Annotated in this window: 21 protein-coding genes and 1 tRNA gene; 17 read left to right on the top strand and 5 right to left on the bottom strand. The window is 70.8% G+C overall.

Going from position 1 to position 17,950, the window contains the following annotated elements:
* The first annotated feature begins 44 nt into the window (after window positions 1-44).
* The 5 genes from dusA to Q0X16_RS07215 all read left to right on the top strand — a co-directional run bounded on the left by dusA (window position 45) and on the right by Q0X16_RS07215 (window position 4,699).
* A complete protein-coding gene (gene dusA, locus Q0X16_RS07235; RefSeq protein ID WP_297832616.1) occupies window positions 45-1,055 on the top strand; it encodes a tRNA dihydrouridine(20/20a) synthase DusA in 1,011 nt (336 codons plus the stop codon).
* The gene (locus tag Q0X16_RS07230) at window positions 1,042-1,953 is read left to right on the top strand and encodes an arginine deiminase-related protein (RefSeq protein ID WP_297832613.1); all 912 of its coding nucleotides are present in this window, start codon (window positions 1,042-1,044) and stop codon (window positions 1,951-1,953) included. Before dusA ends, Q0X16_RS07230 begins: the two co-directional genes overlap by 14 nt.
* 128 nt (window positions 1,954-2,081) lie before the next feature.
* A complete protein-coding gene (locus Q0X16_RS07225; protein WP_297832610.1) occupies window positions 2,082-2,495 on the top strand; it encodes a hypothetical protein in 414 nt (137 codons plus the stop codon).
* Between the two features lie 41 nt (window positions 2,496-2,536).
* Window positions 2,537-3,220 carry a response regulator transcription factor gene (locus tag Q0X16_RS07220; protein ID WP_297832607.1) on the top strand — a complete coding sequence of 228 codons (684 nt, stop codon included), beginning with the start codon at window positions 2,537-2,539 and terminating at the stop codon, window positions 3,218-3,220.
* 36 nt (window positions 3,221-3,256) lie between these two features.
* Window positions 3,257-4,699 (top strand): sensor histidine kinase, encoded by a 1,443-nt coding sequence (locus Q0X16_RS07215; RefSeq protein WP_297832605.1) that lies wholly within the window; start codon window positions 3,257-3,259, stop codon window positions 4,697-4,699.
* 3 nt (window positions 4,700-4,702) lie between these two features.
* Here Q0X16_RS07215 and Q0X16_RS07210 read toward each other — a convergent pair whose 3' ends face one another.
* Window positions 4,703-5,428, bottom strand: a complete 726-nt coding sequence (locus tag Q0X16_RS07210; RefSeq protein WP_297832652.1) for a M90 family metallopeptidase — start codon at window positions 5,426-5,428, stop codon at window positions 4,703-4,705.
* A 30-nt stretch (window positions 5,429-5,458) separates the two neighbouring features.
* Window positions 5,459-5,794: a hypothetical protein gene (locus Q0X16_RS07205; RefSeq protein ID WP_297832602.1), complete on the bottom strand. Its 336-nt coding sequence runs from the start codon at window positions 5,792-5,794 to the stop codon at window positions 5,459-5,461.
* A gap of 97 nt (window positions 5,795-5,891) precedes the next feature.
* Here Q0X16_RS07205 and Q0X16_RS07200 point away from each other — a divergent pair, with 97 nt between their 5' ends.
* The 7 genes from Q0X16_RS07200 to rocF all read left to right on the top strand — a co-directional run bounded on the left by Q0X16_RS07200 (window position 5,892) and on the right by rocF (window position 11,878).
* Entirely contained in the window at window positions 5,892-7,715 is a 1,824-nt protein-coding gene (locus Q0X16_RS07200) for a DegV family protein (RefSeq protein WP_297832600.1), read from the top strand.
* 57 nt (window positions 7,716-7,772) lie between these two features.
* Window positions 7,773-8,405, top strand: a complete 633-nt coding sequence (locus Q0X16_RS07195) for a glycerol-3-phosphate acyltransferase (protein WP_297832597.1) — start codon at window positions 7,773-7,775, stop codon at window positions 8,403-8,405.
* Window positions 8,402-9,388, top strand: a complete 987-nt coding sequence (birA, locus tag Q0X16_RS07190; RefSeq protein ID WP_297832593.1) for a bifunctional biotin--[acetyl-CoA-carboxylase] ligase/biotin operon repressor BirA — start codon at window positions 8,402-8,404, stop codon at window positions 9,386-9,388. The genes Q0X16_RS07195 and birA overlap by 4 nt, the downstream gene beginning before the upstream one ends.
* The gene (locus tag Q0X16_RS07185) at window positions 9,385-10,101 is read left to right on the top strand and encodes a type III pantothenate kinase (RefSeq protein WP_297832590.1); all 717 of its coding nucleotides are present in this window, start codon (window positions 9,385-9,387) and stop codon (window positions 10,099-10,101) included. Before birA ends, Q0X16_RS07185 begins: the two co-directional genes overlap by 4 nt.
* A 46-nt stretch (window positions 10,102-10,147) precedes the next feature.
* The gene (locus Q0X16_RS07180) at window positions 10,148-10,792 is read left to right on the top strand and encodes an SPOR domain-containing protein (RefSeq protein ID WP_297832587.1); all 645 of its coding nucleotides are present in this window, start codon (window positions 10,148-10,150) and stop codon (window positions 10,790-10,792) included.
* 44 nt (window positions 10,793-10,836) lie between these two features.
* A tRNA-Thr gene (locus Q0X16_RS07175) sits at window positions 10,837-10,912 on the top strand.
* A 42-nt stretch (window positions 10,913-10,954) separates the two neighbouring features.
* Window positions 10,955-11,878 carry an arginase gene (rocF, locus tag Q0X16_RS07170; RefSeq protein ID WP_297832585.1) on the top strand — a complete coding sequence of 308 codons (924 nt, stop codon included), beginning with the start codon at window positions 10,955-10,957 and terminating at the stop codon, window positions 11,876-11,878.
* Between the two features lie 182 nt (window positions 11,879-12,060).
* Here rocF and hemF read toward each other — a convergent pair whose 3' ends face one another.
* The 3 genes from hemF to Q0X16_RS07155 form a co-directional block, all read right to left on the bottom strand.
* Window positions 12,061-12,978 (bottom strand): oxygen-dependent coproporphyrinogen oxidase, encoded by a 918-nt coding sequence (hemF, locus tag Q0X16_RS07165; RefSeq protein ID WP_297832582.1) that lies wholly within the window; start codon window positions 12,976-12,978, stop codon window positions 12,061-12,063.
* Between the two features lie 53 nt (window positions 12,979-13,031).
* Window positions 13,032-13,874: a DMT family transporter gene (locus Q0X16_RS07160; protein WP_297832579.1), complete on the bottom strand. Its 843-nt coding sequence runs from the start codon at window positions 13,872-13,874 to the stop codon at window positions 13,032-13,034.
* A 112-nt stretch (window positions 13,875-13,986) separates the two neighbouring features.
* Window positions 13,987-14,751 (bottom strand): uroporphyrinogen-III synthase, encoded by a 765-nt coding sequence (locus Q0X16_RS07155; RefSeq protein ID WP_297832576.1) that lies wholly within the window; start codon window positions 14,749-14,751, stop codon window positions 13,987-13,989.
* 44 nt (window positions 14,752-14,795) lie between these two features.
* Between Q0X16_RS07155 and Q0X16_RS07150 the strand changes: the two genes are divergently transcribed.
* The 5 genes from Q0X16_RS07150 to Q0X16_RS07130 form a co-directional block, all read left to right on the top strand.
* Entirely contained in the window at window positions 14,796-15,275 is a 480-nt protein-coding gene (locus Q0X16_RS07150; protein ID WP_297832573.1) for a YiiD C-terminal domain-containing protein, read from the top strand.
* A 62-nt stretch (window positions 15,276-15,337) separates the two neighbouring features.
* Complete coding sequence (locus Q0X16_RS07145; RefSeq protein ID WP_297832570.1) at window positions 15,338-15,757, top strand: hypothetical protein; 420 nt, start codon at window positions 15,338-15,340, stop codon at window positions 15,755-15,757.
* Window positions 15,758-15,830: 73 nt separating this feature from the next.
* Window positions 15,831-16,265 (top strand): rhodanese-like domain-containing protein, encoded by a 435-nt coding sequence (locus tag Q0X16_RS07140; protein ID WP_297832567.1) that lies wholly within the window; start codon window positions 15,831-15,833, stop codon window positions 16,263-16,265.
* A gap of 148 nt (window positions 16,266-16,413) precedes the next feature.
* Complete coding sequence (gene secB / locus Q0X16_RS07135; RefSeq protein ID WP_297832564.1) at window positions 16,414-16,932, top strand: protein-export chaperone SecB; 519 nt, start codon at window positions 16,414-16,416, stop codon at window positions 16,930-16,932.
* Window positions 16,933-17,063: 131 nt separating this feature from the next.
* The coding region (locus Q0X16_RS07130) for an NAD(P)H-dependent glycerol-3-phosphate dehydrogenase (RefSeq protein WP_297832561.1) at window positions 17,064-17,950 on the top strand (887 nt) is incomplete at its 3' end.

Raw genomic sequence — 17,950 nt, 5'->3', positions numbered from 1 at the left:
TTGTCTCGCATCGCACCCGCCTGTGCTCCGTACAATGCGCGGCTATGCCCGCCTCGCCCGTGATCGCCTCTGCGGAATTGAAGCTGTCCGTCGCCCCGATGATGGACTGGACGGATTCGCATTGCCGCGTGTTCCATCGCGTGCTGGCGCCGCATGCGCGGCTGTATAGCGAGATGGTGCATGCCAACGCGGTGGTGCTGGGGGATCGCGCGCGGCTGCTGGCAATGGATCCGTGCGAGCATACGGTGGCGTTGCAGTTGGGCGGCAGCGAGCCGGCGCTGCTGGCGCAGGCGGCGCGGATCGCGGCGGACTGGGGCTTTGATGAGATCAACCTCAACTGCGGCTGCCCGTCCGATCGCGTGCAGGCCGGACGCTTCGGCGCCTGCCTGATGCGTGAACCGGCGCTGGTGGCCGAGTCGGTGGCGGCGATGATCGCGGCGGTGCCGGAGGTGCCCGTCACCGTGAAGTGCCGGCTCGGGGTGGACGACGATCACGAGTTCACGCATTTCCTGCGCTTCATCGACACCATCGCCGAGGCGGGTTGCCGGATGTTCGTGGTGCATGCGCGCAACGCCTGGCTGAAAGGACTGAGTCCGAAGGAGAACCGCGAGGTGCCGCCGCTGCGCTACGACTGGGCGTACCGGCTCAAGCGCGAGCGCCCGGACTTGCGGGTGGTGGTCAACGGCGGGATCGCCGATGCCGACGAGGCGACCGCGCATCTGGAGCACGTCGATGGCGCGATGCTCGGCCGCGCCGCGTATCACACGCCGTACCTGCTGCACGAACTGTCGGTGCGCTGGTTCGGCGGCGTGCAACGATCGCGCGGCGACCTGCTGCGCGCCTATCGGCCCTATGTCGAATCGCAGCTGGCGCGCGGGGTGTTTCTCAAGCACATTACGCGCCACCTGCTCGGGCTGTTTTCCGGCCAGCCCGGCGGGCGCGCGTTTCGCCAGACCCTGAGCGAGGGCGCGCACAAGCCCGGCGCCGACTGGTCGCTGGTCGAGCGCGCCCTGTCCCTCACCGAACGAGAGCCTGCCCTGCATGATCACACGTGATGCCGCAGCCTTTTCCGAACTGTTCCGGCAGACGCCCACCGACTTCGGCCCGGCCACCGCGCGCGCCGTATTCCTGATCGCACCCGACGGCTTTGCGCTCGCCGAGCAGTCGGCGCAGGACAACACCTACATGGCCGACGCGGCGGCGTTCGACCCGGTTCGCGCCTCGCAGCAGCACCGCGACCTGCACCGCGCGCTGTCCGCGCAGGTGCCGGCGATCTGCTTTGCCGGCCGCCAGGACACGCCAGACGCGCTGTTTCCCAACAACGTATACGGCACCACCGCCGGCTGCGCCATCGTCGGCCGCATGCGCCACGAAGTGCGCCGGCGCGAGGCCGCGCGCGACGACATCCGCGGGTTTTTCCGCGACGTGCTGGGCTATGAGGAGGTCGCGCTGGATGCTCAGACGCATCCCTGCGAGCTGACCGGCTCTCTGGTGATCGACCGCGCCCGCGGCCTCGGTTTCTGCGGCCTGTCCGAGCGCTGCGACGAGGACGGCGCCCGCCTGATGCACGCGGCCTTCGGCCTGCGCGCGACGCTGCTGTTCGATCTGGCGCCCGGCGAGTACCACACCAACGTGGTGCTGGCGGTGCTGGCCGGCCGCGCCGTGGTGGCCTGCCCGAAGGGCTTCGCCGAGCCGTCCGTCGCCGAGACCATCGCCGCGCTGTACGCCCCGCACGCGGTGCTGTGCAGCGAGGCCGAGCACGCGGCCTTCGTCGGCAACTGCATCGCGGTCAGTGACGACGTGGCGTGGATGAGCGCGGGCGCCGGCCGTGCGCTGGCGCCCGCGCATCGCAGGGTGCTGGAAGACGCCGGCTTCCGCGTGGAAACCGTTGAACTGGACGCCATCGAGGCGGCCGGCGGCTCGCTGCGCTGCTGCGTGAGCGAGATTTTCTGAGACCGGCATCACGAATACGCTTCGCACCGACCTGAATGGCGGGTCATGGCCTGCGCTAGACTTCAGGGCGGATTCACTCCGCGGCGCCAAGAATGGCCCCGCACCAAGATTCTGGATACACGCAACCCATGTCCTGCCGTCCACGCGCCCTGTCGAGCTTCGTCGCCCTCGCCCTGCTGGGTGCGGTGCCGGCCGCGCTGGCACAGCAGGCACCGCCGTATCCGCAGGCCCGCAACGGCGACCGCGGCCAACCGCCGCCGTGGATGCAGCCGCAGCAACAGGCGCCATCGCAGCAAGGCGCGAACGAGGACTTCCTGCGCCGCCAGCAGCGCCGCGACAGCGCGTCCGACGCAGTTCGCCGGATCGAGCGGGACACCCGCGGCGAAGTGCTTTCGGTCGAGCGCGTGCAGTACGACGGCCGCGACATGCATCGGGTCAAGGTGGTCGACGACCGCGGCCGGGTGCGGGAATACATGCAGGATTCGCGCAGCGGGGACCGCCGGTCGGCCCAGCCGCAGCGCGGTGACGACGACGACAATTGATTGATCGCGCCGCCGGGCGGCGCGCCATTCGGGGAGCTGGCATGCGTATCCTTCTGGTGGAAGACGAAGCGCCGTTGCGCGAAACTCTGGCCGCGCGCCTCAAGCGCGAAGGCTTCGCGGTGGACGCGGCGCAGGATGGCGAGGAAGGCCTGTACATGGGCCGCGAGGTGCCGTTCGACCTCGGCATCATCGATCTGGGCCTGCCCCGGATGAGCGGCATCGACCTGATCAAGGCGCTGCGCAGCGAAGGCAAGAAATTCCCGGTGCTGATCCTGACCGCGCGTTCGAGCTGGCAGGACAAGGTCGAGGGCCTGCGCCAGGGCGCCGACGATTATCTGGTCAAGCCTTTCCACGTCGAGGAACTGCTGGCGCGGCTCAACGCGCTGGTGCGCCGCGCCGCCGGCTGGAGCAAGCCAAGCCTGGAATGCGGGCCGGTGCTGCTGGACCTGGCCGCGCAGACGGTCAGCGTGAACGGCGCCAATGTCGACTTGACCAGCTACGAGTACAAGGTGCTCGAATACCTGATGATGCACGCCGGCGAGCTGGTCTCGAAGGCCGACCTGACCGAGCACATCTACCAGCAGGACTTCGACCGCGATTCCAACGTGCTGGAAGTCTTCATCGGCCGCTTGCGCAAGAAGCTCGATCCGGACGGCACCCTCAAGCCGATCGAAACCGTGCGCGGCCGCGGCTACCGGTTCGCGATCGCCCGCAGCGGCGAATGACCTGCGGACGCATCAAGCGCAGGGTCGGTGCCGGGCATGGCTGCCGCACTGCCCGATCCTGAGGCCACGCCGCCACGCCGGCGCCGGCTGCGGATCGCCCAACCGCGTTCGCTGCGCTCCCGCCAGCTGTGGGCCGCCAGCTTCGGCCTGATCGCCTTTCTCGCGCTGGCCGGCTTCGCGCTCGACCACGCCTTCCAGAACACCGCGGAAAACGGGCTGCGCGAGCGCCTGCACAGCTATGCCTTGGCCTATGCCGGCAGTGACTTCGCGCGCGACGGCAGCGTGATCCCCCCCTGGGTCGCACCCGACCCGCGCTTCATGCGCCCCGGCAGCGGCCTGTACGCGCAGATCGTGCTCCAGTCCGTGCACTGGGAATCGGATTCGGCGCAGGGTCCCCGGCTGCCGCAGGGCCCCCTGCTCGCCCCCGGCACCCGCCAGTTCGACGGCCCGCTGCCGATGACCCGGATCAACGGCGACCAGGGCATGGTCTATCGCTACGGCTACGGGCTGGCATGGATCAGCGCCAACGGCGACAAGGAAATTCCCTATACCGTCTATGTCCTCGAAGACGCGTCCGCCCTGGCCGACCAGATGGCCACCTTCCGGGCGGCGCTGTGGGGCTATCTCGGCGGCGCCGGCGCCGTGCTGCTGCTGTTGCAGACCGTGGTCCTGGGCTGGAGCCTGCGGCCGCTGCGCGACGTGATCGACGAACTCAAACGCGTGCAGGCCGGTTCCGCCGCGGGCATGAGCGAGGCCCATCCGCGCGAGCTGGAGCCCCTGACCGAGAGCATCAACGCCTTCATCCAGAGCGAGCGCGAAAACCTCGAGCACCAGCGCAACACCATGGCCGATCTCGCCCACAGCCTGAAGACGCCGCTGGCGGTGCTGCGCGCGCGGCTGGACGCGGAAGGAAGCGAGGCCGAACTGCGGCAGGAAGTGGACGCGCAGGTGCGGCGGATGAGCGACCTCGTCTCCTACCAGCTCGCCCGCGCGGCGCGCACCGGGCACGCGCTGTACGCGGCGCCGATCGAGATCGAGCCTTACGCCGAGCAGATCGTGGTCGGGCTGGAAAAGGTCTACGCCGGACGCGGCGTGCTGTGCGAATTCGAGATCGCGCCCGAAGCGCGCTTCCACGGCGAAGTCGGCGACCTGCAGGAGCTGCTCGGCAACCTGCTGGAAAACGCCTTCAAGTGGGCGCAGGCCCGCGTGCTGCTGACGATCACCGAAGTCGCTCCGATCGCCGGGCGCCGGCCCGGACTGCGCATCGTGGTGGAAGACGACGGCCCCGGCATCGCCGAAGACAAGATCGCCAGGGTGCTGCAGCGCGGCGTGCGCGGCGACGAGCGCGTGCAGGGCCACGGCATCGGTCTGGCCATCGTGCAGGACATCATCCGCGCCTACCGCGGCGAACTGCGGGTCGGGCGTTCCGAAGAGCGCGGCGGCGCGCGTTTCGAGGTCGAACTTCCGGGCGGACCGTGAGCGTCAGTGCGCGAAGGGCGGCGCGCCGTAGAAGCGCGCCAGGTGGGCGGCCACGGCGGGGCACGCCGCGTGCAGGAGCGCGGGCGCGGAGAAATGGTATTCGCTGCACACCGCGAAGAACTCTTCCGGCGATTCGCCGGCGTAGGGGTCGATGGCGGTTTCGCGTCCGGCATCGACCTGCGCGCACAGCGCATCGAAGGCGCGCTGGAAATCGGACACCCACTGCCTGCGCCACGCCTGCGGCAACGGCGGGGTGCCGTCCATACCGCCGTCCAGCGCATCAAGCTTGTGCGCGATCTCGTGCACCGCCACGCAGTAGCCCTCGAACGGCTCGGCAATGTCGGCGCGCACATCGGCCCAGGACAGGATCACCGGACCGCGCTCCCAGGCCTCGCCGGCGAGATCCTCCACGTCTTCGTGCGCAACGCCGTGGTCGTCGAACCGCTGGTGGCGGACGCGAAAAGCGCCCGGATAGACGATCAGCTCGCTCCAGCCGCGCAGGCCATCGCCGCCGAATTCCAGCAGCGGCAAACAGCACAGCAGGGCCAGCCGCAGCCGCTGGACTTCGTTCAACTGCAGATCGTGCACCGGGGTGATCGTTTTCTCGGAAACGAAACGCGCAGCAAGCGCGTTCAGCCGCTCCAGTCGCACCGAGTCCAGCCCACGCAGCCACGGCAGGCCGGCGCCCGCCTGTCGAAGGCGGGCGGGATCGATCGGGGCTTGCGCAATCGGGTGACGCGAAAACGGCCAGATCACGCGTCAGCGGAACATGCCGGGCAGGAAGCTGTGGAAACGCGATGGCAGGATCCGGGCGTCGCTGCTGGACCGTGTCGGTGCCGGAGTCGCCGTCCGCGCAGCGGGCCTGGCGGCGCGCTGCCCCGCGTGCGAGGCCGCAACCGCGCCGTCGATGTCGCCTTCGAAACCACGCTCGCCCTGCACACTGGCGGCGTCAGCCGAGTCGCTGGCTTCGGGAGCCACGCGCTGCGGCTCGCGCGCAGCCGCCTGACCGCCCAAGCCAAGCAGGGCGAGAAAGACGAGCAGGCAAAGCGTCTGGCGTGGGCGCATGGCGGTCACCGCGGCGGTGGGCCGGGTCACATCGACACGACTCCACAAAGGACTATAGCGTGAAACGCACGACGTTGATGCTGCATTGCAGCAAGCGGGTTTGCACCCAGGTCGGCACACTTTCTGCATGAGTGACGCCGTGCTGGCTGCGCCTTTGTCCTCCACCGTATCCGCTGCCGCGCTGCGGCGGGCGCTGATCGTCGGCGCGCGGCGGGTGATCGCCGCCAGTGACGAGCTCAACCGCATCAACGTGTTTCCGGTCGCCGACGGCGATACCGGCAACAACCTCGCCTCGACCCTGGGTGCGATCCTGCACGGCGCGCTGAGCCGGCGCAGCCGGCGCGTCAACGAACTGCTGGCGCAGGTCGGGGAGGACGCGATCGACGGCGCGCGCGGCAACTCGGGCGCGATCATGGCGCAATTCCTGGTCGGTCTCGGCGAGCGCATCCGGCAGCGGCCGGTGCTGGATGTCGATGACCTGGTCGCGGCGGCGCGGCGCGGTGCCGTGAGCGCGCGGGCCGCACTGGCACGGCCGGTCGAGGGCACCATCCTGACCGTGATCGAGGCTTTCGCCCGTGCGCTGGAGGAGCGCGCCCGGCAGGCAGCCGGCACACCGGCTGAAGTGTTCGACGCCGGACTGGCGCAGGCGCGGGCGGCGCTGGATGCCACCACCGGCCAGATGGCGGTGCTAGCGCGCGCCGGGGTGGTCGACGCCGGTGCCCGCGGCTTCGTGCTGTGGCTGGAGGGCATCGCCGAGTACGCGGCAAGCGGCCCGCGCGCGCTGCGCGCCGGGCGCGGGCTCGCGGCGAGCGTGGCCCCCGACGTGCACGTCGGCGCACACGCGCACGAGGCCGTCGATCCCCAGCGCCGCTACTGCAGCGAATGTCTGCTCCTCGGCCAGGCGATCGACCGCGACGCGCTGCGCGCCGCGCTGGAAGCGCAGGGGGCCGATTCGCTGGTGGTCGCCGGCAGTGCCAGCCGGGTGCGCGTGCACGGCCACATCGGCCAGCCGCAGCGCCTGTTCGATGCCGCTGCGGCATTCGGCCAGCTGCAGGCGATGAAGGCCGACGACATGCTGCGCCAGCAGCGCGCGACCGAACAGCCATCGCAGGTCGCCGTCATCACCGACAGCGCCTCCGACCTGCCCGACGCGCTGGCCGAGCGCTGCAACATCCACGTGGTGCCGGTGCGGGTGAGCCTCGACGGCCGCGACTACCTCGACCGCCTCGGGCTGGGCGTCGACGAGTTCTATCGCCGCATGGCCGCCAGCCGCACCCTGCCCAGGACCAGCCAGCCGCCGCCGGGCGACTTCCGCCGCACCTTCGAGCACGTGCTGGCCTGCCAGCCGGCCGCGGTCTACGTCGGCCTGTCGCGGCCGCTCTCGGGCACCCTGCAGTCGGCCGAGACGGCGGCGCGCGGGCAGCGCAAGCCGCTGCTGTGCTTCGACAGCGGCCACGTCACCGCCGGGCAGGCGCTGCTGGCGTGGCGGGCCGGCGAGCTGGCGGCGCAGGGCGCCGCGCTGGCCGCGATCGAGGAGGAATTGATCCGCCTGCGGCCGCTGACGCTGACCTTCGCGATGGCGCGCGACATCTCGCATGCGGTGCGCGGCGGCCGCATCCCGCGCTGGGCCGGGCCGGTGGTGCGCTGGAGCGGGCTGACCCCGGTGGCGGCGATCCACGAACGCGGCGTGCTCAAGGTGGCGGGCGGCCTGTTCGCACGCCGGCAGGCACCGGAGGCGTTCGCCCGCTACGTGGCGCGACGGGCGAAGGGCGCCGCGCGCTGGCGATTGATCGTCGGCCATGCCGATGCCCTGGCCGATGGCCAGCGCCTGCTGGCGGCGCTGCGGACGCGGCTTGAGATCGATGAAGCGCATCTGGTCGACATCGGCCCGGCGATCGGTGCCCATGCCGGCCCGGGCACGCTGGTGGCCGGACTGCAGCCGGCGCCGTAGCGGACGGCGATGGCGGAGCCTGCGTATCATCGCCCTGCCCGTTTTGCGGATTCGTCGATGCCCGTTTCGCTTCCACCCGCCGCACTCGCCCTCGGCGTCCTGCTGGCCGCCTACCTGCTTGGCTCGCTGTCGGGCAGCCTGCTGCTCGGTCGGCTGCGTGGGGTGGACGTGCGCACCCAAGGCAGCGGCAACGCCGGCGGCACCAACGCGTTTCGCACCCAGGGGCTGCGCTTCGCGCTCGGCGCGGTGGCCATCGACCTCGGCAAGGGCGCGCTGTCCGCATGGCTGGCGCTGCGCTTCGCGCCGGACTGGGCGTGGGCGGCGCTGCTGGCGGCGATGGTCGGCCACGTCTGGCCACTGTGGCACGGCTTCCGCGGCGGCAAGGGTGCGGGCGCGGGCGTTGGCGGCCTGCTGGTGCTGTGGCCGCTGGTGGTGCCGCTGCTGGTCGGGCTGTGGGCGCTGGTGCTGGTCGCCAGCGGCTACGTCGGGCTGGCGACCGTGATCGCCGCCGCCAGCCTGACGCTGTGGGCCTGGCTGCTGGCGCCGGACGCCGGCCCGCTGGGTTATTGCATCGTGTTTTCGCTGTTCATCGCCTTCACCCATCGCGCCAACCTGCAGCGGCTGTGGCAGGGCAGCGAACTGCGCTTCGAAGGCGCGCGATTCTGGCGCCGCGGGCGGGCGCGTTCGTGAGCGCCGGCGAGGAGCGCGCCCTGCTGCTGCGGCTGGCCGACGGGCCGGTGGCCGGCACCGCACTGGCGCGCGAACTGGGGTTGACCCGCGCTGCGGTGTGGAAACGGATCGTCGCGCTGCGCGAGGCCGGGGTCGCCATCCGGGCCCATGTGCGCGAGGGCTATTCGCTTGCACAGCCGCTCGACCTGCTCGACGCCAACGCAATCCGCGCGGCGCTGCCGGTCGAGCTGCGCAAGGACGTGACCGAACTGGACGTGCTCTGGTCGATCGATTCGACCAACAGCGAACTGCTGCGACGCGCCACTCCGGCGCACAGCTGCGCGGTGCTGCTGGCCGAACGCCAGACCGGCGGCCGCGGGCGGCGTGGACGCCAGTGGGCTTCACCTCTGGCCGCGCACGTCTATCTGTCGCTGGCGCGCGGGTTTCACGGCGGGCTGGCGCGGCTGGCCGGACTGAGCCTGGCCGCCGGCGTCGCCGTCTGCGAGGCGCTGCATGCGCAGGGCTTCGGTTCGGTGCGCCTGAAATGGCCGAATGATCTGGTCGTGGCGCGGGGTGAGGCGCTGCACAAACTCGGTGGGCTGCTGGTCGAAGGCGGCGGCGAAACGGCCGGACTCTGCCGGGCCGTCGTCGGGCTGGGATTGAACGTGCGAATGCCGCCGGAATCCACGCAGGCGATCGACCAGCCGTGGATCGACCTCGTCGGTCTGGCGCCTTGGCCACCGGCGCGCGGTCCGCTGGCCGGAGCCCTGCTGGCGCACCTGCTGCCGGCGCTGGATGTCTTCGAACGCGAAGGGCTGGAACCGTTCCTGACGCGCTACCAGCGGCTCGACGCGTTGGCCGGGCGCGCAGTCGAGGTGCACGAGGACGCGCAGCGCTGGAGCGCGCAGACGCTGGGCATCGCCGCGGACGGCGCGCTGCGCGTGCGCGATGCCGACGGCCATGAGCGCCGCATCCACGCCGGCGACGTGAGTGTGCGTGCATGAGCTTCTGGATGTTCGACCTGGGCAACACCCGCCTGAAGTGGGCCGCGCTGGACGCGGACGGCGGCGTGGGCGAGGTGACGGCGGTGGCCTGCGACCGCGACGACTGGCTGGCCGGCCTGCCACAGGGCGAGGTCGTCTGCGTGGCCAGCGTGGCGTCGCTGGAGCGCACCATCGCACTGCTGCTGGCGCTGGCGCAGCGCTTTCGGCGGCTGCACCGGGTGCGGACCGAACCGACGCTCGGGCCGCTGCGGATCGCCTACCCGCGGCCGGAGCATCTGGGCGTCGATCGTTTCCTGGCGATGCTCGGGCTGTGCGGCCGCGAACCCTTGCTGGTGGTCGGCGTCGGCACCGCGCTGACCGTGGATCTGGTGGATGCGACGGGCCGCCATCTGGGCGGACGCATCGCGCCCGCGCCGGAGCTGATGCGGGCAAGCCTGCACGCGCGGGCGCCGCACCTCCCGGAAACCGGCGGACGGTATGCGGCGTTCGCCGACGATACCGATCACGCGCTGGCCTCGGGCTGCGAAGGCGCCGCGCTGGCGCTGGTCGAACAGAGCCTGCGGCAGGCGCAGGAGCGCCTTGGCGTCGCGCCGGCCCTGTGCCTGCACGGCGGCGGCGCGCAGCCGCTGCGCGCACGCCTGCCCGAGCATCGATGGGTGCCCGATGCCGTCCTGAACGGTCTGGCGCGCTGGCGGGCGCTGCGCCTGGGCTGACCGCCGACTTCGGCCAGCCCGGCCCCTGCTTCGCTAAACTGTCGCGATGCTGCTGCGCGCCGCACTCGTCATCCTGGTCATGCTGAACCTGAGCGCCGCCGCGTGGTGGGCGGTCGGGCCACACCCACGTGCGGCCACGCCGGCGCCGCTGCATGCGCCGCAATTGCAGTTGCTCGAAGAAGCGCGGCCTGCAGCGACGACGCCCGCGACCGGGTCTGCTGCGGCGGCGCACGCAGCTGCCGGCCTCTGTCTGCGCTTCGGCCCATTCGCCGGACCGTCCGCACGCAACGGCGCCCGCGATGCGCTGGTCGCGATCGGGGCGGAGGCCGTACCTTTCGAAGATCGCTCCGGCGCGTCCAGCGGCTGGAACGTGTTCCTGCCGGCGCAGCCCAGCCGCGCCGATGCGGTCGAACTGGCGGGCAAGCTCAAGGCGCAGGGCATCGACGACGTGTTCGTGATGAACTCGGGCGACCAGGCCAACCGGATCGCGCTGGGCCGTTTCAGCAGCGAAGCCGGCGCGCATCGGCGGGCCGAGGAACTGCGCGGCAAGGGCATAGAGGCCATGGTCGAGGCGCGCGGCAGCGGAGCGCCGCGGATCTGGCTCAACGCGCGCCTGCCAACCGGCATGGGCCAGGCGCGGGTGGCGCAGATCGCGCCATCGAAGGCGCTGGACTGCAAGCTGATGCAGTGACGCGGGCGGCGGGCGCGGCAGCCCCTGCTAGAATCCCCGCTCGCGCCGCTTTAGCTCAGTTGGTAGAGCAGCTGCCTTGTAAACAGCAGGTCGTCCGTTCGATTCGGACAAGCGGCACCACCTCCGTGCCCGCGCGCGCTGACCCCACGACCGGAGTTCGCAATGACCCGCAGCTATCCCCCCGTTTCCGTCTTCGGCGTGCCCACCGATATCGGCGCCTCCCTGCGCGGGGCCTCGATGGGACCGGAAGCGCTGCGCGTGGCCGGTCTGGTCAAGGCGATCGCCGGACGCGGCGTCGATGTGCGCGATGTCGGCGACGTCAGCGGTCCGGCCAATCCGCAAACCCCGCCGTCCGATGGCTACCGCCACCTGCCCGAGGTCGAGGCGTGGAACCGCGCCGTGTTCGAGGCCAGCGCCCGCGAGCTGCAGGCCGGACGCCTGCCGATCCTGATGGGCGGCGACCACTGCCTCGCCATCGGCTCGATCTCGGCGGTGGCCGCGCATTGCCGCGCCACCGGCAAGGCCCTGCGGGTGCTGTGGCTGGACGCCCACGCCGATTTCAACACCCGCGAGATCACGCCCAGCGGCAACATCCACGGCATGCCGGTGGCCTGCCTGTGCGGCCTCGGCCCGGAATCGCTGACCACGCTGGGCGGCCCGGCGCCGCAGCTGTCCCCGGACCAGATCCGCCAGATCGGCATCCGTTCGGTCGATCCCGAAGAGAAGCGGCTGGTGCAAAGTCAGGGTCTGGACATCTACGACATGCGCTACATCGACGAGGTCGGCATCCGCCGCTCGATGGAGGACGCGTTGGACGGCATGGATGAAAACACCCACCTGCACGTCAGCTTCGACGTCGACATGCTCGATCCGCCGATCGCGCCCGGTACCGGCACCCGCGTTCCCGGCGGCGTCAACTATCGCGAAGCGCAGCTGATCATGGAGATGATCGCCGACTGCGGCCGACTGGCTTCGCTCGACCTGGTCGAGATCAACCCGGCGCTCGACCGCCGCAACATGACCGCGAAACTGGCCGTCGATCTGGTGGAAAGCCTGTTCGGAAAATCCACCCTGGTGCGGGATTGACGAGCACGCCGGCAGGGTCAACCGGAAACCGTTCGCCCTGAGCGTCGGCGCCCGGCGCCGACGTCGAATGGACTTGTCGCGTTGTGCCCGCAGGCTTCCCCCTTCCGCGAATGTCCCCCGGCAGCAAGCTGCGCTCGCTGCTTCCTCCTTGATTTCGCTACAGGGGGAAACCTGCGGGCACCTTACTTGCCGGAAAGCCAGTCGCGCGGACGCAGGTAGTCGGCCAGCCGCGCCTCGGCGCTGCCCGCCTCGGGCACGTAGCCGTATTCCCAGCGCGCCAGCGGCGGCAGGCTCATCAGGATCGACTCGGTGCGCCCGCCGGATTGCAAACCGAACAGCGTGCCGCGATCGAACACCAGGTTGAACTCCACGTAGCGGCCGCGCCGGTATAGCTGGAACTGGCGCTCGCGCTCGCCATGCGGCGTGTGCTTGCGGCGCTCGACAATCGGCAGATAGGCATCGAGGAAGCCATCGCCAACCGCGCGCAGGTAGCCGAAGCAGTCGTCGAAGTCGCCGTGCAGGTCGTCGAAGAACAAGCCGCCCACGCCGCGGGTTTCGTCCCGGTGCTTCAGGAAGAAATAGTCGTCGCACCACTTCTTGTGCGCGTCGTAGCGCGCCTGCCCGCCGAACGGCTCGCACAGCGCGCGCGCCACCAGGTGCCAGTGCCGCACGTCCTCGTCGAACGGATAGAACGGCGTCAGGTCGAAGCCGCCGCCGAACCACCAAGCCACGGTCTGGCCGTCGCGCAGGGCGGTGAAGTGGCGGACGTTGGCGTGGGTGGTCGGCAGGTAGGGATTGCGCGGATGGAACACCAGCGACACGCCCACCGCGCGCCACGAGGCCCCGGCCAGCTCGGGCCGCGCCGCGGTGGCCGAGGGCGGCAACTGGGTGCCCGAGACATCCGAGAACCCGATCCCGGCCTGTTCGAACACCGCGCCGTCGCGCAGCACGCGGGTGCGCCCACCGCCGCCTTCCGGACGCTGCCACAGATCCTCGCGGAACCGCGCGCCGCCGTCGGCGGCTTCGATGGCGGTACAGATGCGCTCCTGCAGGTTGCGCAGGTAGTCGCGGACGGCGTCGAAATCGGGATGCGTGCTCATGCGGACAGTTTAGGGAACGCACTTGCCCGCGTCCGGTCGATGCCTGATCGACGTCAAGCGCGGGTCAACATCAGGATGGCCACCAGCGCCAGCGCCACGCCGAGGCTGCCGGCGCGGCCCAGCCGCTCGCGGAAGGCCAGCACCCCGACCAAGGCGCCCAGCGCCACCACGCCGAGATTCATGCTGGCAAACACCAGCGAGGGACTGTCCGGCAGCGCGCGGTGCGCGCGCAGGTAGAACAGGATATTGCCGAAGTTGCACAGGCCCAGCAGCAGCCCGGCGCCGGCGCTGCGCGCGTTGAACGGCTGCCGCCGCATCAGCTCGATGAGGAAGGCGACCAGCAGCGCCAGCGCGAAGGTGACCGCCAGCGCCGTGCCCAGCGCCACGCCAGCGGCCGCCACGCGCTTGAACAGCACGTCGATCACGCCGAAGCCGAGGAACACCAGCAGCGGGTAGCGCCACAGCGGCGGCGCGGCCGACGCCGCTGCGGAGCGACGCGCGATCATGCAGCCCAGCGCCACCAGCCCCAGCGCGCAGCCGGCCAGCTTCATCGGCGACGGCGCTTCTCCGAACAGGGTGAACGCCGCCAGCAGCGGGATCAGCAGCGACAGCCGCATCGCCGCGTCGCTGCGCACGATGCCGGCATGGCGCACCGAGGCGGCCAGCGCGAGAAAGATGGTCGGCAGCAGCACGCCGAGCGCAATCAGCGCGGGCCACGGCAGCGCGGGGTCGCGCAGCGAAGCCGGCGGCGGCTGCAGGATCAGCAGGGTCAGCGCCGTGGTCGCCACGTAATTCCACGCCACCGCCTGTCCGACCCCGAAGCGCAGCCGCGGCGCCAGCTTGAGCAGCACCGACACCAGCACGCTGCACAGGGCAGCCAGCACTACGTGAATCATGGCCTTTGGCCCCCGCGCAGAGCGCCGCGCGCCCTGCACGTTTCAGCAATACGGGCGCAGGCGGAGGACGAAGAGGAAGTCCGCGCGCCTGTCGACGGAGTGAGCGATCGCATCATTGGAACGCGACCGCGGCAGTCAGCAGCGCCGCCGGACGCGCGCTGGCAGCGGTGACCACGCGCGCGAAACCGCTTGCGCGCGCCAGTTGCGCCAGCCGGGGACTGGCAGCGACCACGGCCGTTTTTTTCAGGGCCGGCGACTCGACCTGCGCCAGCAGCCCCGCCAGGGCTTCGGCACTGGTCAGCGCCAGCAGTACCCGCCGCGGCTGCCGCAACGCGGTTTCCAGCGCGGTCTGCCGGGCCGGCGCCAGCGGCACGGCCACGCGCTCATAGACGTCCGCGCGCACGACCTGCGCACCGCGCTTGCGCAGCGCCGGTTCCAGCAGGCCGCGCCCGCCGCACCCGCTGACCAGACCCAGGGTCTTGCCGCGCAGTTCCGCCAACGTCGGCAGCGCCAGCAGGCCCTCGCTGTCCATGCGTTCCGGCGTCTGTGCGGCGATGCCAAACCGCTGCAGGGCAAGCCGGGTTCCCTCGCCCACCGCCAGCCAGCGCTGTGCGCGGCGCGCGCGCAGGGGCCGCAAAGCGGCCGCCATCCGCACCGCGTTGGGGCTGGTGAACACGACCAGATCGGCTGCCAGCGCCGAAGCCAGAGTGCGGCGCGCTGTGGCGTCGGCGATGGGCTGGATCGCCAGCACCGACAGCGCCAGCGTCCGTGCACCGGCCCGGGCGGTGGCCGTGCGCAGGCCACCGTGCTGGCCGCGCGGACGCAGCGACAGGACGATCCAGCCGGCCAGCGGAGGCATGACGTGGCGCTTGGGCATTGCGAAAGCTTGGCACAACCGCCGGCTTGCGGCAGGCTGTGGGCATGGACGCGAACACGAAATCCCCCGCGCCGATGGAGGCGCTCGTCGGCCACTTCCTCGGCATGCCGCCGGTGGCCGCGCTGCGGCCGCAGATCCTGGAATGGCGCGACGGCCTGCTGCGGCTGCGCGCACCGCTCGATGCCAACGTCAACGACAAGGGCTGCGCGTTCGGCGGCAGCACGGTGTCCCTGATGACCATCGCGGCCTGGGGCCTGGTGACGCTGGAGCTTGAACAGGCCAACCTGGCGGCCGAGGTGTACGTGGCCGACAGCCAGATCCGCTATCTCAAGCCGGTGTTCGAAGACATCGTGGTCGAGGCGGGTTTCGATACCGCAGCCGACCGCGCCGCGCTGGTGGACACGCTGGCGCGCCAGGGTCGCGCCGGGGCGCGCCTGCGCGCGCGTACCCTGCTGGCCGACGGCGGCGTGGCGGCGACGTTCTCCGGGCGCTATGTCGCCATCGGCAAAGCCGAAGCATCGTGATGTCGCCGCAGCCGCCGGTTCAAACAGGTAGGATGCGGGAACGACACCCGCGGAGTGCACCGATGGCTCGATTCCTGTTCCGCTGCCTGCTGCTGTGCTGCCTCGTCCTTCTGGCGGGGTGCCCGGAATCGGGCGGCAAGACCGGCGCGCTGGACCGCAACCAGATCGATTATTCGGCGGCGATCCGCTGGGGCAACTTCGAGGGCGCCTGGAACCTGATCGACCCCAAGGTCCGCGAGGAACATCCGCTGACCGACATCGATTTCTCCCGCTACAAGCAGATCCAGATTTCCAGCTATCGCGAGCTGGGCAGCCGCGTGCTGGAGAACGGCGACGTGGTGCGCGAGATCGAGATCGGCGTGGTCAACAAGTACAACCTGACCGAGCGCACGGTGCGCTACCGCGAACAGTGGCACTACGACGCCGAACGCAAGATGTGGTGGCAGATGAGCGGCCTGCCCGACCTGTGGCCTCGCGACTGAGCGCCGCCCCGTCCGTCGCGGCAGGCGCCGTGCGGCTACAATTGCCGCCCTTGCCGAATCCGGGCCGAACCACGTGAGCTTTGCCGAAATCGCCGCCTTCGCCGGCCGTCATCCCCAGCTGTCGATCGCCTTGATCGCGATCACGCTCGCCCTGATCGGCGTGGAAATCGCGCTGCGGCTGGGCGGCATCCGCCGGATCGGCCCGTCCGTGCTGGTCGGCATGATGAATCGCGAGAACGCGCTGGTGGTGGATCTGCGCGTGCCCGTCGATTTCGAGAAAGGCCACATCGCCGGCTCGAAGAACGTCCAGCTCAGCCAGTTCGACCCGGAAAACAAGCTACTGGCGCCGGCCAAGGCGCTGCCGGTGGTGCTGGTCTGCAATTCCGGTCAGACCGCACAGGGCGCGGCCAGCCGCATGCGCAAGGCCGGTTTCACCCAGGTCAGCGTGCTCGACGGCGGCATCCAGGCCTGGCGCGGCGCCGACATGCCGCTGGTCAAAGGTCGCTGAGCCGGTGGTTCGCGGCGTACCGCGTGGCTTGTGATCCGCGGCATTGCCCCCAGATCGGATGCAGCGCCGGGCAAAGTGCCGCGCGCAATGCGATAATCCGCCTCTTGTCCTGTCCGCGCGGCCGCGCCGCCGATCCCTGGAGTTCCCCATGTCCGACGAAACCCTCAACGGCGCCGCCCCGGCCGCTGGCCAGCCGCAAGCGACCTTCACGGTCGAGAAGCTCTACCTCAAGGACGCCTCGTTCGAAGCGCCCAACGCGCCGCAGGTGTTCAACGAGCAGGGCCAGCCCGACCTGCAGATGAAGCTGAACCAGAAGGTGCAACGGCTTGCCGAGAACGCGTTCGAGGTCAGCCTCGGCATCACCCTGACCTGCAACATCAACGAGCACAACGCCTATCTGGCCGAAGTGGTGCAGGCCGGCGTGTTCGGCCTGAGCGGTTTCGACGACCAGACCCTGGACGCGATGCTCGGCATCCAGTGCCCGAGCATGCTCTACCCCTACGCTGCCGCCGCGATCGGTCAGCTGGTGACGACCGGCGGCTTCCCGCCGTTCCCGATGCAGCCACTCAACTTCGAGGCGCTGTACGCCGAATCGCTGCGCCAGCGCGCCGAGCAAGGCCAGCAGGGCGGCTTCCTCGCTAGCGCCGCGCCCGCCGGCAACGCCTGATCGCATCCTCCGTGCGGAATCGCCGCACGGCAACCACGCATCGCGCGGGCGCCGTGACGCCCGCGCGGACGCTCCGCCTTGAGGGGGCCGTGCGCGTGTCTTTTGCGCGGCGTGCGGGTTAGGCTTGGCGCATGGAAACCATCGACACACCGCCACTTGCGGTTCTCGGCGCGGGCTCGTGGGGCACCGCGCTGGCGGCGCTGGCGGCCCGCCACGGCCACCCGACCCGCCTGTGGGGCCGCGATCCGGCGATGATCGAAGCGATCGACGCCGGCGCGGGCAACACCCGCTACCTGCCGGAGATCAAGCTGCCGGACGGGCTGCGCGCAACCACCGATCTTGCCGGCGCGCTGGACGGCGTCGACTGGGTGCTGGTGGTGGTGCCCTCGCATGCCTTCGCCGAAACCCTGCGTGCGCTGGCGCCGCTGCGCCCCGGCCGCGCGGGCGTGGCGTGGGCGACCAAGGGTTTCGAACCCGGCAGCGGGCGGTTCCTGCACGAAGTCGCGGCGGAAATTCTCGGGCCGGATGTGCCGCTGGCGGTGGTGACGGGGCCGTCGTTCGCGAAGGAAGTCGCCCAGGGACTGCCGACCGCGCTGACCGTGCATTCGGACGACGATGGTTTTTCGAGGAAGGTCGCCGATGTCCTGCACGGCCCGGCGTTCCGCGCCTACACCGGCAACGACATGCGCGGCGCCGAACTGGGCGGCGCGATGAAGAACGTGCTGGCGGTGGCCACCGGCGTCGCCGACGGCATGGGGCTGGGGCTGAACGCCCGCGCCGGCCTGATCACCCGCGGCCTCAACGAGATGCTGCGCCTCAACATCGCCCTCGGCGGCCGGCCGGAAACCCTGATGGGCCTCGCCGGCCTCGGCGACCTCGTGCTGACCTGCACCGGCGACCTGTCGCGCAACCGCCGGCTGGGCCTGGCGCTGGGGCGCGGCGCCTCGATCGCCGATGCGGTGCGCGAGATCGGCCAGGTGGTCGAATCCCTGCAGACCGCCGACGAGGTGATGCGGCT

This window comes from Thermomonas sp., from assembly GCF_025993755.1.
GTDB lineage: Bacteria > Pseudomonadota > Gammaproteobacteria > Xanthomonadales > Xanthomonadaceae > Thermomonas.
This window is presented reverse-complemented; position numbering and strand designations above follow the sequence as displayed.